Below are 15,781 nucleotides of genomic sequence, written 5' to 3' on the forward strand. Positions count from 1 at the left end.
CCGTCACCAGCCCCACCCGAAGCGGAATCCGGCCAACCCGCCCGGCGCGCCGCGGGGCAGGGGGCTGATCCACGCCATCCCCCCTTGCGCCCCGCGCCATCGCTGTGGATTGAAGATACCACGAAGTTACCGTAACTGCCCTGCGCATGACCGGAACGTCCCCCCTCGCGCCCCCCGACTGGCTCGACCGCCATCCTCTCGTCCCGCCGCTGATCCTCGCGCTGGCCCCGCTGCTCGGTCTGCTGCCCGCCTGGCTGTTCGGCGTCAGCCTGAACCCGATCTGGACAAGCTCCGGTGCGGCGACCGGCGTCCTCCCCGGCCTGATCCACGGCCAGTCGTTCGGCGATCCCAATATCGGCTGGACCACCCAGGCCCTCGGCCATCTCGCCGCGCAAGACTGGCTCCATTTGCGCCTGCCCTGGTGGAACCCCGATAACGGCATCGGCCTGCCGCTCGCCGGCGAAATCCAGCCCGCCGCCTTCTTCCTGCCCTTCGTCCTGCTCCTCGCCCTGCCCACAGGCGTCGTCTGGCTGCAAACCCTCATGCAGGCCATGCTCGGCCTCGCGACCTACGCCCTGTTCCGCCGGCTGTCCCTCGGCCGCCTCGCCGCCCTCGCCGGCGCGCTGCTCTTCGCCTTCAACTCCGTCTTCGCCTACCCGCCGCATATCGGCGAACTCTGCGCGATGCCCTTCCTGCCCATCACGTTGCACGGCATCGAGGATGCGCGAGACCCGGCGCACCCCCACCGCGCCGTCATCCTGGTCGCGCTCGGCATCGCCTTCTCGATCTTCGCCGGCTTCCCCGAAGCCGCGTATCTCAACGGGCTCTTCGCCCTCGCCTGGGCCGCCTTCCGCCTCGTCCGCGCCCCGCACCGGGCAGCCTTCGCCCTCCGCGTCGCCGCCGGTGGCCTCTGCGGCCTCGCCATCGCCGCGCCCCAGCTCGTCGCCTTCGCCGATGCACTGCTCGCCAGCGGCCAGCTCGGCGGCCATAATTTCGGCCAGCAATCGATCCCCGCGCGGGGCATCGCCGGCCTCCTCGTGCCCTATGTCTTCGGCCCCCTGAATGACTGGATCGGCAGCGACCCGCTGTTCGGCCTCGCCGACGCGACCGGCCGCTCCATCGGCCTGCTGCCCATCCTCGCCGCCCTGTCCGGGCTGATCGCGGCGCGCGATCGCGGCCTCGCCCTGTTCCTCGGCGTCTGGACGCTGGGCTGCCTCGCCCGCCTGTTCGGCATCCACCCCATCATCGCCGCCAGCAACCTCATCCCCGGCCTCGGCAAGGTCTATTTCTGGCGCTACGCCACCCCCATCTGGCTGCTGCCCATCGCCACCCTCGCCGCCTGCGGGATCGACGCCGCCCGCTCCGCCCCGCTGCCCCGGGCCCTGCCGCTGCTGGCCGCCCTCGTCCTGCTGCTCGCGGCCGGCGTGCTCGCCGCGCCGTCGCTGCTGCCCTGGCGCCTCGCCGCCGCTGCCGCCATCATCCAGCATGCCTGGTATCGCGCCGCCCTCGCCGCCGCCGCCGCCAGTCTCCTGCTGGCCGCCCTCGCGCTCTACGCCCTGCGCGGCGAGGCCCGGCGCCTCGCCTTCGTCGCGCTGCTCGCCACCAACGCCATCGCCCTGTTCCTCGTCCCCCGGCTCGGCAATCACCGCGCCGGCACGCTCGATACGGCGGCGCTCGCCTATCTCCGCACCCACCTCACCCCGGCCCGCGCCTACACGCTCAGCCCGATCCTCGCCAATTATTCCGCCTATTTCGGCTATCCCGACATCAACTACGAATATTTCCCGGCCGACCTCTCCTTCGCCCGCTACATCCATGACCATCTCGCCCCCGAATTCGGCGGGCGTCTGCCTCCCGCATTGTTCCAGCCGCTTTTCGCCCCGCTCACCCCCACCTACGCCCGCGATGAATTCCTGCGCCGCGAGCCGGCCTATGCCGCCCTTGCCATCCGCTACCTGATCGCCCCCCCGTCCTTCATCCCCGCGTCCACCGTCGCCTTCCCGCCGATCAGCGCCAATGCCTTGGGCATTCCCCTCGCGCCGGGCCATGCGATGACCTTCCGCGGCACCGCCTCCGCCGCCCTTGCCAGGCTCCCCGCCTTCACCCGGATCGGCATTCTCCACGGCACCTATGGCAACGCCGCCAACGGCACCGGAACCATCACGATCTGCCCCGGCGCGCCCGGCGCCGCCTGCGCCTCCGGCCACGCGCCGATGCAGGGCTCGCCGGATAACGGCCCCTTCACCGTGAAGCTCGACCACCCCGTCCATCTGCGGCAGGGCGAGGCCTACACCATCACCTTCGCCCATCGCGGCGGCACCAGCCCGGATGCCGTCTGGGCCTACATCACCCACAACCCCGCCGCCGTCGCGATCACCGGGCCCGACGGCAAGCCGGTCCCCCTCCACACCCCGCGCCTCGTGTTCAGTGCTCCCCGGTCGCCCTACCTGGTCCGCGCCTGGTCGGACCATCTGCTCAGCATCTGGCGCCTGACCAACGCCGCGCCGTTCTACACGACCGACCCGGCCTGTTCCCTGTCATCGCCCGGCACCGATCATGTCATCGCCACCTGTGCGGCGCCCGCGCGCCTGACCCGCCGCGAGCTTTACGCCGCCGGCTGGCGCGCCACCGACAACGCGGCGCCAATCCCGCTCACCCGCACGGGCGAGGTGTTCCAGTCCGTCCCCCTGCACCAGGGGATCAACCGTCTGCGCTTCACCTTCGCGCCGCGCTACAGCCGCCTCGCCTGGGTCGCCGCGTCTCTCGGCCTTCTCGCCCTGCTCGTCGCGGCGGCGCGCGGTCTCGGCCGGACTCGCTGACAAATCGTCAATTTTTATTGCCCGCAAAAAAATCCCGTCCAAACGGCAATGAAAATGAAATCAGACACCATGATATCCGCGCCGTCCCGGATGCCGACCCGCGAAAAACGCCGGTCTTCCGCCGTGGTTCCGTTAATCAAGTGTGCACAATTCTCAAATAGACACGAAGAGGATTGCAGACAGGGACCGTCCCGCGCCATGGTTTTTCGTTTAAGTCATTTTATAGACAAATATCGAAACATGAAATCTCTTGGCGAATCCTTCGGTCTCGCCAGTTTCACGCCGGACGGCACGATCCTCGATGCCAACGAGCGCTTCCTTCGCCTCACCGGCTACAACCTCGCCGAGCTTGCCGGCCGCCATCACCGCCTGCTCGTCGCCCCTGCCGAGCGCGACAGCGCGGCCTATGCCGCCTTCTGGCGCGGCCTTGCCGCCGGCGCCGCCAGTTCCGGCGTGTTCCGCCGCCTCGGCAAGGCCGGCAACGAGCTGTGGCTGCGCGCCGTCTATACCCCGGTGCGCGACCGAAGCGGCCGCGTGGTGCGGATCGCCGCCGCCGCGCTCGACATCACCGCCGAAACCACCGCCGCCGCCACCAATGAGGGCCTGATCAACGCGATCGGCCGCTCGCAGGCCGTCATCACCTTCACGCTCGACGGCACCATTCTCGATGCCAACGGCAACTTCCTGGCCACGATGGGCTATGCGCGCGACGAGGTCGTCGGCCGCCGGCATGCCATGTTCGCCACCCGGTCCTATGCCGCGAGCCCGGCCTACGCCGCCTTCTGGGAGCGGCTGCGCAAGGGCGAGTTCTTCTCCGCCGAGTTCGAGCGCATCGGCAAGGGCGGCCGGTCCGTCTGGCTCCAGGCCACCTACAATCCGGTCTACAATACCGAGGGCAAGGTGATCCAGGTCGTCAAGTTCGCGGTCGATCTCACCGCCCGCATGCGCGAGGTCGGGCTGGTCGGCGATGCGCTGGCGCGCCTGTCCAACGGCGATCTCTCCGTCGCGATCGGCCATGAACTGATCCCCTCGCTCGACCGGCTGCGCGTCGATTTCAACACGGCCGCGAGCCGCCTGTCGGAAAGCATCGCCGGCGTGCGCCGCAGCACCGACGAGATCAATCTCGGCGTCACCGAAATCGCCACCGCCGCCGGCGATCTCTCCGGCCGCACCGAGCGTCAGGCCACCTCCCTCGAACAGGTCAGCACCCTGCTCGGCAGCGTGACCACCGGCCTTGGCAAAACCGCCGCCAATGCCGCCCGCGCCGCCAAGGCGGTCGATGCCACCAGCGCTGCCGCGCGCAAATCCCACGCCGTCGTCGGCGAGGCGGTGGCGGCAATGAACCGGATCGAGGCGTCATCCCGCGAGATCGACCAGATCATCGGCCTGATCGACGAGGTGGCGTTCCAGACCAACCTGCTGGCGCTGAACGCCGGGGTCGAGGCCGCCCGTGCGGGCGAGGCCGGGCGCGGCTTCGCCGTCGTCGCCACCGAGGTCCGCGCCCTTGCCCACCGTTCGGCCGAGGCCGCGAAATCGATCAAGCAGCTCATCGCCCGCTCCTCCGAACAGGTGGATGCCGGCGTGCGTCTCGTTGGTGAAACCGGCACGGCGCTCGATACCATCCTGAGCCATGTCACCGACCTGCACGGCCTGGTCGGCGAAATGGCCACCGCCGCCGCCGAGCAGGCCGGCAGCCTCGCCGAGCTGAATGCCGCTGCCGGCGAGGTCAGCGTTGCCGTGCAGCAGAACGCCGCGATGGTCGAGCAAACCTCCGCCGCCACCCATTCCCTGCGCGAGGAAATCGGCCGCCTGGCCGACCGCGTCGCCGGCTTCCGAACCCTCGCCGCTCCCGCCGCCACCGCGCCCGCCCGCCCGCCCGCCGCATCGCCGCCACTGCCCGCGCTGGTCTGAGCGACGCAGGGCAGGGCAGGGCAGGGCGGCGCAACCCGCTCTTGCCCACCCCGGCGGCCGGACATGAAAACGGCGGCGCGATCGCCGCGCCGCCGTCCTCGACATCCCACTCCCGCCGCGCATCGCCGCGCGGCGGATCGCAGCGAAGGGTCAGACCCCCGCCGCCGCCGCGACTTCCGCCGCAAAGTCCGTGGCTTCCTTCTCGATCCCCTCGCCCAGGGTGAACCGAACGAAACGGGTCAGCGTCGCCCCCGCGCCCTGGACGATCTTCTGCACCTTGCTTTCGCCGTCGTGCACCCAGGTCTGCTCCAGCAGCACCACATCCTCGTAGAACTTCTTCACCCGGCCCTCGACCATCTTCTCGATGATCGCTTCCGGCTTGCCGGAGGCGCGTGCCTGCTCGGCCAGCACCGCCTTCTCGCGTTCCAGCGCCGCCGGATCGACCTCGGCGATGCTCAGCGCGTCCGGCCGCGTCGCCGCGACATGCATGCCGATCTGCCGGCCCAGCGTCGCCAGCGCCTCGCTGGCATTGCCCTCGAGCGCCACCAGAACGCCAATCTTGCCGAGCCCCGGCTTCAACGCGCCATGCACGTAGGAGGCCGCGACGCCGTCCTTCACCTCGACAACCGCAACCCGGCGGATCGACATGTTCTCGCCGACGGTCGCGACCAGGCTGACCAGCTCGTCGGCAACGCTGTGCGACGTGCCCGGATAGGTGGCCGCCTTCAGCGCCTCGGCATCCTCGCCCACGGTGAGTGCCAGCTTCGCCGCGGTCTCGACGAAATTCTGGAACGCTTCGTTGCGGGCCACGAAGTCGGTCTCGGCATTCACCTCGACCATCGCCGCCTTGTTGCCCTCATGCGCAACGCCGACCAGGCCTTCCGCCGCCGTCCGGCCAGACTTCTTGGCCGCCGCGGCAAGACCCTTCTTGCGCAGCCAGTCGATCGCGGCCTCCATGTCGCCGCCGCTCTCGGTCAGCGCCTTCTTGCAGTCCATCATGCCCGCGCCGGTCTTTTCACGCAGATCCTTGACCATCGCGCCGGTGATTTCGGCCATGGGAGTTCTCCTCAGAAAATGAACAGGGCCGGGCCCGCCGCGCGGCGGGCCCGGAATTCGTCCCGCCTGCGGCTCAGGCCTGCGCCTCGGCGTCCTCGTCCGCCACCGCCTCGGCCGGCAGCTCCTCCAGCGCGCCGATATCGGCGCCGGAAGCGGCCATCTCGGCGCTGATCCCGTCGAGCACCGCGTTGGCGACCAGGTCGCAATACAGCGTGATGGCGCGGATCGCGTCGTCATTGCCCGGGATCGGATAGGTGACGCCCTCGGGGTTCGAGTTCGAGTCGAGCACCGCGACGACCGGAATGCCGAGCTTGTTGGCTTCCTCGACCGCGAGCTTCTCCTTGTTGGTGTCGATGATGAACAGGATGTCCGGCAGGCCGCCCATTTCCTTGATGCCGCCCAGCGCGCGGTCGAGCTTCTCGCGCTCGCGCATCAGGTTCAGCATTTCCTTCTTGGTCAGGCCCTGGCCCTCGCCGGCGAGCGTCTCTTCCATCTGCCGCAGCTTGCGGATCGAGTTGGTGATGGTCTTCCAGTTGGTCAGCATGCCGCCGAGCCAGCGGTGGTTCACATAATACTGCCCGCAGCGCTTCGCCGCATCGGCCACATGCTCGGCCGCGGCCCGCTTGGTGCCGACGAACAACACCCGCCCGCCGCCGGCGGTCACGTTGCGGATCTCGCGCAGCGCGCGCTCGAGCATCGGCACCGTCTGCTGCAGGTCGATGATGTGAACCTGGTTGCGCACGCCGAACAGGAACGGCGACATGCGCGGGTTCCAGCGGCGGGTATTGTGGCCGAAATGCACGCCGGCTTCGAGGAGCTGACGCAGGGAAACGTCTGGCATCGCCATGATCTGGTATCCTTGTCTGGGGCGACCGCGCGGGCCGCCATCCGGTTGAACCTCCACGAAGCCGAGCCTTGCGGCACCGGAACCAGCGCGCTGGATAAGGCGCTTCGTGTGCGAATTATCGGCATCCTCGCTCGAAAGCGTGCCGACCCGCGCCGTATGGCCCAGATCTTCCTTCCGCGCAAGACATGCTAAACCACCCCGCATGACCCCGCTCGCCCTTTATATCCACTGGCCTTTCTGCAAGGCAAAATGCCCCTATTGCGACTTCAACTCCCATGTCCGCGAGCGCATCCCGGAGCCGCGGATCGTCGCCGCACTCCTCGCCGAGCTTGACTACGAGGCCGCCCGCCTCGGCCCGCGCCGCCTGACCTCGATCTTCTTCGGCGGCGGCACGCCGAGCCTGATGGCGCCCGAAAGCGTCGCCGCACTGATCGGGCGGGCCTGCCGCCTGTTCGCCCCCGCCCCCGATCTCGAAATCACGCTCGAGGCCAACCCCACCAGCATCGAGGCCGGGCGGTTCCGCGCCTATCGCGCGGCCGGGGTGAACCGCGTCTCGATCGGCGTGCAGAGCCTGAACGACGACGCGCTGCGCTTTCTCGGCCGCGAGCATGGCGCCGCCGAGGCGCTGGCCGCGGTCGAACTCGGCCGCGCCATCTTCCCGCGCCTGTCCTTCGACCTGATCTATGCCCGGCCCGGCCAGACGCTCGCCGCCTGGCGCGCCGAACTCGGCGCCGCCCTCGCCGTCGGGCTCGATCATCTCTCGCTCTACCAGCTCACCATCGAGCCCGGCACCCGCTTCGCCACCGCCCATGCCCGCGGCGATTTCGCGCTCCCCGAGGATGACGACGCCGCCGCGCTCTACGACGCCACCGCCGAGGAAGCGGCCCGCTTCGGCCTCGCCCCCTACGAGATCTCCAACTACGCGAAGCCCGGCGAGGAATCGCGCCACAACCTCGCCTACTGGCGCTACCGCGACTATGCCGGCATCGGTGCCGGCGCGCATGGGCGGATCAGCCTGGGCACGACACTGCTGGCAACCCGGCGGCACCGCGCGCCGGAGGAATGGGCCGCGCGGGTCGAGGCGGCAGGTCATGGCAGCACCGAGGAGATCGCGATCGGCGCCGATGACCGGGCCCGCGAGGCGCTGCTGATGGGGTTGCGTCTCGCCGAGGGAATCGACCGCGACGCCTACGCGGCGCGAACCGGCCGCGATCTCGTCAGCCTGCTCGACCCCGACATGACGGCGCGGGCGATCGAGGCCGGCTATCTCGACATCACGGCAGCGCGCGTCGCGGCGACCTATGAGGGCCGCAAGCGGCTCGATTCCCTGCTCGCAGCCCTGCTGAGCTGACCGCGCCGCCCCCACGGAGGACCCGAATTTCCGGAAACGCATCGATCGGCGGCGCGTGCCCCCCGCATGCGCCACGGCCGGCTTCGCCAGGCTCTGCGACGCCAATACCCCGATCACCACGGCCCGGTATCCGGGCGACGCTGGCCCATCGGCGTGCGGCATTTCGACATCGCGCACGCCGCGGTGCTATTGACGCCAAGGTCCATGCGCGAGGGGCGCGCCCGTTCCGGATCGGCGTCCGGCCGGGCGCCCCGCGGCGTCGGGTGTGGTTGGCAGCGCCCGCCACGCTCGTATGTGAGACAACGGGATAGGGTATCGCTCACGTGTCAAGAAAAATGTCTGATATCGCCCGCCTAGCCGGCGTCTCCGAGGCGACCGTTTCCCGGGCGTTGCGGGGCAGCACGCTCATCAGCCAGGCGACACGGGAGAGAATTCGGGAAATCGCCGAAGCTGTCGGCTATACGGTCGACCACACGGCCCGCAACCTGCGGCTGCAAAGAACCGGCACCATTACCGTCGCCGTTCCGCTGCATCATGAAGTCGATCAGGGAATATCCGATCCGTTTTTCCTCGAGATGCTGGGATTCCTGGCCGACGAACTGGCCGATCGCGGCTATGACCTCCTGCTGCGCAAGATCGGCGCCGGCGAACCGAACGGCCTCGCCAATCTGGTGATCGAGCGGCGGAGCGATGGCATCCTGCTCATCGGGCAGAGCACTCAGCACGCGCAGATCAAGGCGCTGGGCCAGCGTTACAAGCCGCTGGTGGTCTGGGGCGCCGATATGGGCGATGACGCCTACATCACCGTCGGGTCCGACAACCGCGCCGGGGGGCGCATGGCGGTCGAGCACCTGCTCGAACGCGGCCATCGGCGGATCGCCTTTTTCGGCGACCGGGAATTGCCAGAGATCGCCGCGCGTTTCGAAGGCTACCATGAGGCCCTGGCCGGGGCCGGTGTGAGCTGGGACCCTGCCCTCGAGTGCCGCGTGACGTTCAGGAAAGCTGGCAGCCACGCGGCGATCGGCGAATTTCTGGCCAAGGGGACGCCCTTCGATGCGGTCTTCGCCGCCTCGGACCAGCTGGCGGGCGCCGCGATCAACATTTTCGATCGTCATGGCCTGAATGTCCCGCGCGACGCCGCGGTCGTGGGGTTCGATGACCTGATGCTGGCCGCTTCCTACACCCCCGCCTTGACCACCGTGCATCAGGATCTGGCGGCCGGGGCCCGCCTGATGGTGAACAAGCTGTTCAAGCGGATGGCGGGAGAGGACGTGCGCTCCAGCGTCGTGCCGGTGCGTCTGATCATACGCGCGTCCTGCGGCGCCAGTATCGCGCCCCGCCCGCGGCGGCGGCGGGGAAAACTGGCGAAAACCTGATTGCACTCAGGCCCGACTTGAACAGCGACCTGAAAATAGTCCAATGAAAACAGCCATGTATTGTGGGCGCGTGGTTTCTTAGCACCACACCCTGCGGCTTTCGGGAGGATTTGGATCAGGAAGCGGATGCGTCTCGCACGTTGGCTGGCAGGGCGACGCCGGCGGCCTTGAAGATCGGCCCGATCGAGTTGGTTGCTGGGGTGCGCAGGACGATCTGCTGCCCGCGCTTGCTGATGGTGACCTCCTGGAGGCGGTCGAGATCACGCAGGAGATCGGCCCATTCGACGCGCTTGCCGGCCCGGCGGAGTTTTTCGTCGAGCGCCTGGTGCAGGATCAGCGCGAGGAACGAGCAGAAGACGTGGCCGCGGATGGCGGCGTCGGAGGAATGGTAGATTGGCCGGGTGCGCATTGTCGCCTTCGCGACACGGAACAGCCGTTCGACATTCTGCAGGTCCCGGTAGCGGATCACCGCCTGCAGCGGTGAAATCCGGGCGTTGGAGCGCAGCACGAAGACGCCGTCGAAGCGGGCTTCCTCGGCGAGCTTGCCGGCGTCGATCTCGAACAGCTTGTGCTTGCGGCCGGGCTTTGCGTCACTGACCGGGCGCAGGAAGCGGCGATAGGCGGAGTTGCCGATCAGCGCCTTATCGCCGCGCGTCAGCTGACGATCGAGGGCGGCGACCACCTTGCGCCTGGTCTCGGCCTCTTCGATGGCCACCGCCTCGTTGCGGCAGACGATATAGCGCTTGCCCGCGACCTTGACCTCCTTGATGAAGAGCTGGGTCTCGTCGCCACCGGCGCGCTCGAGGCAGAGCGGGGTGTAGGGGCGCTCATCGGCCAGCACCACCTCGCCGCGGACGATGCGGTCGGTGCGTTCCCTTGCGCCGAGCACGTATTCCAGCCCGCGCTCCTCCAGCGCGGCGATCGTCGCGGCACTGATCATGCCGCGATCGGCGACGACGCAGACCCGGCCGATGCCGAAGCGCGACCGCAGGCGGTCGATCACCGGCACCAGCACCGAGACATCGGCGGTGTTTCCTGGCCACATCTCGGTGCAGATTGGCCTTCCGTCCTGATCGATCACCACGCCGAGGATCATCTGCGCGAGCTGTGGGCGGTAATCCTTGGAGTGGCCCCGCGCGCCCAGCGTCTCGCCGCCGGCACCTTCGAAATACAGCGAGGTGGTGTCCATGAACACGACCGAGAGGTCGGTGAACAGATCATGCCGTCGGGCGAAGAGACGCTCTTCCACCAGATCCTTCACCGTCCGTGGCGCAAAGGGCGTGGCATCCCCCTGTTCCTCGTCCGGCAGCTCTTCGCCGAGCCAGGCCATGGCGCGGTAGAGGTGATGCAGGCCGAGCTCCTCGGTGCCGGGAATGTCGTAATCCTCGAGCCATTTGTCGCAGGCGCGATCCGAGCCCGAGACCATGATCCGGTGGAGCACGGTGGCGAACACCGCGCGCTCGACCGGGAACTCGAACTGCCGCCCGGCCAGCAGCTCCTCGAACACAGCAGCGATCCCGCTCTCCTGCCACAGTCGGCCGAACAACAGCGGCGCGCCGATCCGCTTGCAGCTCAGCCCGTCCGGATTGCCTGCCGCCAGCTGGGCCAGGACCGAGGCACGGTCGGCATAGCGCGCGATCGAGGCGGCGAGGCGGTCGAGACCTCCATCGGCCAGGACGACTTCCTTCCGGCCCAGGTTCTTGATGATGCGCTGCTTGCTGCGCCCGTCCTCACGGACGCTCTCGACCAGATAAAGGTAGCTGTAGCCGTTGATTCGCTTCTCGCGCACGAACATGCCGAATTGGCAGCCGAAAACCAATCATAAATCAAGTTAAAAGAAGCAATTTACGCAATTATTTAGCACCACGTTTTTGCAAAATCCCGACGTGCCTACGAAAATCTCGAGTGAAATCAAAGATCTCAACTTACGATACCGTATCGTTCCGGGTTTGACTGTTTAAGTCGGGTATGGCGGCCCGATCAACGCCAACAACCGCTTCGAGATCGCCGGCTTCTATCATTACGGGCAGGGCGGATCGCGGAATGCGGTGGATGGCATTTCCCATGGCGGCCAGATCCATGGCAATTTCACGCATGACATCAAGGGCGGCTATATCCGGGTCAATTTCGGCTATCTTGACGATCAGGGGCCAACCGCCCTGCCGGTGCCGGTGACCACCATCAACGGATCGATCCGTGCGATCCCGGGCATCGACCCTCGGACATTCAGCTTCTACTCGCCGAATCTGGGTCAGGACGTCACGCTGAACTCCAACAACGGCTATTCCGCGACCAATTTCAACTCCGGCTTCCAGGCAAAGGATGCGTCGATCGGATTTCAACTGTCGAAGACATTTGAGAATGGCATAAACGTCAAGGACAATTTCCGTTATGCGGCGATCCGCGGCGGGTTCATGGGCATCTATCCGGCGAATAACGGCTCGGTCGTTACCGGCGCCACATGGGTCACCGGCCCCAATGTCGGGCAAACCTACACCGGCACGGCCTACTCCACGGTGGCGTTTGACACCCGCCTCAACAATCTGGGCAACATCGCCAACGACCTCAAAGTGTCGAGGAGCCTCGATGCGGGATCGCTCGGCACCTTCACGCCCACGGCCGGACTTTACGTCGCGAACCAGAACCTCGATCTGGTGTGGAACTTCAATTCCTATCTGATGGGGATCGATCAGGGGAATGCCGCGCTCCTCAACTCGACGACATCGATCGGCGGCATCGGCAGCGGCTTTGGCGGATGTTGCGATCGGACCTATCACGTCTCGTACGTGACGACCTCGCCCTATCTCGATCTCGGCTGGTCGTTCGGCAAGCTGACCAGTGATGCGAGCGTCCGTGAAGACATCCAGAACGCAAGCGGCTATTTCAATGGAGCCGTGCTCAGCAACGGTTCGTATCGGTATCTGGCCGCCAACCAGTACAACGTGAATTATTCGGTTCGGCACACCTCCTACTCGGTCGGGTCGAACTACGAGTTCAACCACAACCTCGCAGTCTTCGGCCGGATCAGCGATGGCGTTTCCTTCAACGCGGACCGCATCATCAATCCCGGCCAGAATGACCTCAACGGTTCGGCCCCGATCCCGATCAATGAAGTCAAGCAATATGAAGGCGGTGTTAAGGGGCGCTACAGAAACCTCAACGCCTTCGTCACGCTGTTCGATGCCTACACGTCGGAGTCGAATTACGACGTGACCACACAGGTCGCATCCGCCAACAAATACCACTCATACGGCGCGGAGATCGAACTGGGCTATGTCTATCGCGGCTTCCAGGTCCGGGCTGGCGCGACCTACACCCATGCGCGCATCACCTCGACCAACGAGACGGGGGCGCTCGGCATGACGCCACAGCGCCAGGCCGACTGGATCTTCCAGATTTCGCCATCCTACACGTATCGGAAACTCACGGTCGGCGGCAATGTCATCGGAACAACCTCGTCCTACGGCAATGATCAGAACACCATCGTCATGCCGGGCTATGCGCTGCTCAACCTGTTCGCGACCTATCACGTGACCCCCAAGCTCACAGCGATGCTCACCGCGAGCAACGTGACCAACGCGATTGCCTATTCGGAGCTGGACAATATCAGCGGCGCGACGGCTGCGGCAGCCCGCGCGTTCAATGGGCGAACGGTCCAGGCTTCGGTTCGCTACAATTTCTAACCTGAACTGTTGTTTCAAACTGGCCAGGTTCGCGAGCGGCCTGGCCTCTCTTTGTGACTGTCCCTTGTCCAAAGCCGGAATGGGCCGGCCGGTGCCGCGCGCCGCGGTTTTTATAAAATCAGGCCCCTGCGGGCGATCTCCCGGGAGAGATTGACTATGGAGTTTGGCGACAACGTTCCAATGAACCGAAACAAGGCGATTGGCATTGGCATCGTCATCGTGCTGCATGTCTTCCTCGTCTATGCCCTTGTCTCGGGCCTGGCCACGAGCGCGGTCGATCTGCTCAGGAAGCCTCTGGAAATCAAGATTGTGAAAGCCTCTGCTCCGCCGCCGCCGCCGGTAGCGCCGCCGCCCCCGCCCCCGCCCGTATTGAGCGCGCCGCCGCCACCCTACATCCCGCCGCCGATTGTCCAGATTCAACAACCGCCGCGGCAAAAGCCGGTGTTTGCCGTAACGTCTTCCACCAGGCCGACGGCTCCCACCGCGCTCAAGCCCGTCCCCGCCAAGCCCGCGCCCGCCAAGCCACATCCTGTCAGCATCGGCGTGGTCTGCCCCAATATCGTGCGCGTTGCTCAGGCACTTTCCAACGCATTCCAGAGACTATCCGACTCGGAGGGGATCAACAGTGCAAGCGTGGTCGTCGAGTTCTCGGTTGAGGCCAGCGGCGCGGTCGCGAATCCCCACGTCGTGTCCTCGACTTTCCCGGGCGTCAACCGGCTCGCCCTGCAAGGCGTCAGCATGCTGTCCTGTCACGGCCAGGGGAAGACTGTTCTGGTGCGAGCCCCCTTTGAATTCAGGGCGAATTGATCCCCGGCGTGTCCGGACCTTATTTTAACAGTCAAGTTTAGGTGACGACGATGTCAAACAAACAGAATCTTTTCCGACTTGCGGCGATGTTTCTCCTCTGCTCCGGGCTGTCCGTGGCACACGCCCAAAGCTCCGCGCCCAGCCCGTCTCCCGCGCCTGCCGCTGCCGCGCCTGCGGCAGCCAATACGCCCGCACCTGCGTCCTCTGCCGCCGCCGCGCCGGCGGCAGCCAGCACGCCCGCGCCTGCGTCCTCTGCCGCCACTGCCAATGGCGCCCAGGCCGCGCCGCCCGTAGCACCGCCGCCCGCCCGCCAGCCCCGAATCATCAGCATAGCAAATCCTTATGGGCTCGGTGCATTGTGGGCCCATGGTGATTTTGTCGCGCGCGGCACCTTGCTCATCCTGGTCGTGATGTCGATGAGCAGCTGGTACGTGCTGATCACCAAGGGGATCGCCCAATCGCGACTGTTTCGCGACGCGAAGGCGGTCGATGCGGGCTTCTGGAATGCCGGCTCCGTCCGCGTCGCGACCGCGACAATGAGGAAAGGCACGGCCTTTCACTACGTCGCCCAGACCGGCATCGAGTCGCTCGAGAAACATCCGGGCCTGCTTGGTAAAATCGATCTGCACAGCTTCGCGACCTCGTCGATCGAGGATGGCGTGGCCGGTGTGCAAAGCCGCCTGCAAGACGGGCTGGCGCTGCTGGGCACGGTCGGCTCGACAGCGCCGTTCGTCGGGCTTTTCGGCACGGTCTGGGGCATCTATCACGCGCTCACCGCTATCGGCATCGCCGGCCAGGCGAGCATCGACAAGGTGGCCGGCCCCGTGGGCGAGGCGCTGATCATGACCGCCATCGGTCTCGCGGTCGCGGTTCCGGCCGTGCTTGGGTACAATTTCCTCGTGCGCCGCAACAAGAGGTCGATGGATCTCGTGCGCAAATTCGCCAAAAAGATGCTCTTCGTGCTGCTGAGCAGCGATGCCGCCGAGCAGGTGGCGTAACAGCCATGGCAATGCAGCTTGGCGGTGATGGAGACGACGACCTCGTCTCCACCATCAACACCACCCCCCTCGTTGACGTGATGCTGGTGCTGCTGATCATCTTTCTCATCACCATTCCGGTGGTCACGCACACCATTCCCGTTCAGCTCCCGCATGAAAAAAATCAGCCGCTGCAAACCAGGCCGGAAAACATCAACATTTCGGTCGATCGCAAGGGCGGGATTTACTGGAACCAGCAACTGATCCCCGATGTGGCGACGCTGCGTCGGGACATGATCAAAATCGCGCGCGAAAATCCACAGCCGGCCATCGTGATCCGTGGCGATAGAAATGCGCAATACAAATCGGTCGGGCAGGTCTTGTTTATCTGCCAGCAGGTGGGAATCACGAAGGTGAATTTCGTGACCGACCCCACTGGCTCTAGGTTCTGTACCTATTGCCATGACTACGGAGCGTCTGATTCAAGTCTGTTTGGAGGACTTGGAACATGGCGGAACTTTTCTGGCTGAACGACACGCAATGGGCTGCGATCGAACCATTGCTGCCGAAGCTTGGCGGCAAGCCTCGGGTTGATGACCGCCGGGTGCTGAGCGGCATCCTGCATCGCTTTCGCGAGGGCTTGCGATGGCGAGCGCTTCCTGAGGCCTATGGGCCACGAACCACGGTGTTCAACCGGTTCAACCGCTGGAGCCAGCGTGGCCTCTGGCAGGAGATCTTTGCGGCCCTGGTCGCCTGCGCGTATCCGCCGCGCATCGCCATGGTGGACAGCACCTCGGTTCGGGCACATCGCGCGGCCGCGGGCGGTAAAGGGGGGCGCAAAGCCAGGCTATCGGCCGGTCGAGGGTGGACGGACGACCAAGATCCACGCCGTCGCGGATGAGCAGGGGCGCATCGCCGCACTCCTCCTGACGCCGGGACAGGCCTCCGACATCA

General features: G+C 66.3%; 11 protein-coding genes and 1 pseudogene. 9 read left to right on the top strand and 3 right to left on the bottom strand.

Annotated elements, in window-relative coordinates:
• Positions 1–146 precede the first annotated feature (146 nt).
• Both ACIDOCELLA78_RS88505 and ACIDOCELLA78_RS88510 read left to right on the top strand, forming a co-directional pair.
• Entirely contained in the window at positions 147–2,819 is a 2,673-nt protein-coding gene (locus tag ACIDOCELLA78_RS88505) for a hypothetical protein (protein ID WP_201728627.1), read from the top strand.
• 240 nt (positions 2,820–3,059) lie between these two features.
• Positions 3,060–4,730, top strand: coding sequence for a methyl-accepting chemotaxis protein (locus tag ACIDOCELLA78_RS88510; protein ID WP_201728628.1), 1,671 nt, complete (start codon positions 3,060–3,062; stop codon positions 4,728–4,730).
• 150 nt (positions 4,731–4,880) lie between these two features.
• Here ACIDOCELLA78_RS88510 and tsf read toward each other — a convergent pair whose 3' ends face one another.
• Complete coding sequence (gene tsf / locus ACIDOCELLA78_RS88515; RefSeq protein WP_201728629.1) at positions 4,881–5,786, bottom strand: translation elongation factor Ts; 906 nt, start codon at positions 5,784–5,786, stop codon at positions 4,881–4,883.
• Positions 5,787–5,859: 73 nt separating this feature from the next.
• Positions 5,860–6,633 (bottom strand): 30S ribosomal protein S2, encoded by a 774-nt coding sequence (gene rpsB / locus ACIDOCELLA78_RS88520; protein WP_201728630.1) that lies wholly within the window; start codon positions 6,631–6,633, stop codon positions 5,860–5,862.
• A 202-nt stretch (positions 6,634–6,835) separates the two neighbouring features.
• On the opposite strand from rpsB, the gene hemW reads away from it, so the two are divergent.
• Positions 6,836–7,984, top strand: coding sequence for a radical SAM family heme chaperone HemW (gene hemW, locus ACIDOCELLA78_RS88525; RefSeq protein WP_201728631.1), 1,149 nt, complete (start codon positions 6,836–6,838; stop codon positions 7,982–7,984).
• A 335-nt stretch (positions 7,985–8,319) separates the two neighbouring features.
• The gene (locus tag ACIDOCELLA78_RS88530; RefSeq protein WP_201728632.1) at positions 8,320–9,360 is read left to right on the top strand and encodes a LacI family DNA-binding transcriptional regulator; all 1,041 of its coding nucleotides are present in this window, start codon (positions 8,320–8,322) and stop codon (positions 9,358–9,360) included.
• Between the two features lie 115 nt (positions 9,361–9,475).
• Here the strand turns inward: ACIDOCELLA78_RS88530 and ACIDOCELLA78_RS88535 are convergent, their stop codons facing one another.
• Complete coding sequence (locus ACIDOCELLA78_RS88535; RefSeq protein ID WP_201728633.1) at positions 9,476–11,155, bottom strand: IS1634 family transposase; 1,680 nt, start codon at positions 11,153–11,155, stop codon at positions 9,476–9,478.
• Positions 11,156–11,408: 253 nt separating this feature from the next.
• On the opposite strand from ACIDOCELLA78_RS88535, the gene ACIDOCELLA78_RS88540 reads away from it, so the two are divergent.
• The 5 genes and pseudogenes from ACIDOCELLA78_RS88540 to ACIDOCELLA78_RS88560 all read left to right on the top strand — a co-directional run bounded on the left by ACIDOCELLA78_RS88540 (position 11,409) and on the right by ACIDOCELLA78_RS88560 (position 15,728).
• Complete coding sequence (locus ACIDOCELLA78_RS88540; protein WP_201728634.1) at positions 11,409–13,043, top strand: TonB-dependent receptor domain-containing protein; 1,635 nt, start codon at positions 11,409–11,411, stop codon at positions 13,041–13,043.
• A 180-nt stretch (positions 13,044–13,223) separates the two neighbouring features.
• Positions 13,224–13,850: a hypothetical protein gene (locus ACIDOCELLA78_RS88545; protein ID WP_214006281.1), complete on the top strand. Its 627-nt coding sequence runs from the start codon at positions 13,224–13,226 to the stop codon at positions 13,848–13,850.
• Positions 13,851–13,900: 50 nt separating this feature from the next.
• Positions 13,901–14,848: a MotA/TolQ/ExbB proton channel family protein gene (locus tag ACIDOCELLA78_RS88550; protein WP_283770831.1), complete on the top strand. Its 948-nt coding sequence runs from the start codon at positions 13,901–13,903 to the stop codon at positions 14,846–14,848.
• Between the two features lie 5 nt (positions 14,849–14,853).
• Positions 14,854–15,258 (top strand): annotated as a pseudogene (locus ACIDOCELLA78_RS88555) (ExbD/TolR family protein); the annotation flags it as partial.
• A gap of 77 nt (positions 15,259–15,335) precedes the next feature.
• Positions 15,336–15,728 carry an IS5 family transposase gene (locus tag ACIDOCELLA78_RS88560; RefSeq protein ID WP_201728637.1) on the top strand — a complete coding sequence of 131 codons (393 nt, stop codon included), beginning with the start codon at positions 15,336–15,338 and terminating at the stop codon, positions 15,726–15,728.
• Positions 15,729–15,781 lie beyond the last annotated feature (53 nt).

Source organism: Acidocella sp. C78 (assembly GCF_907164655.1).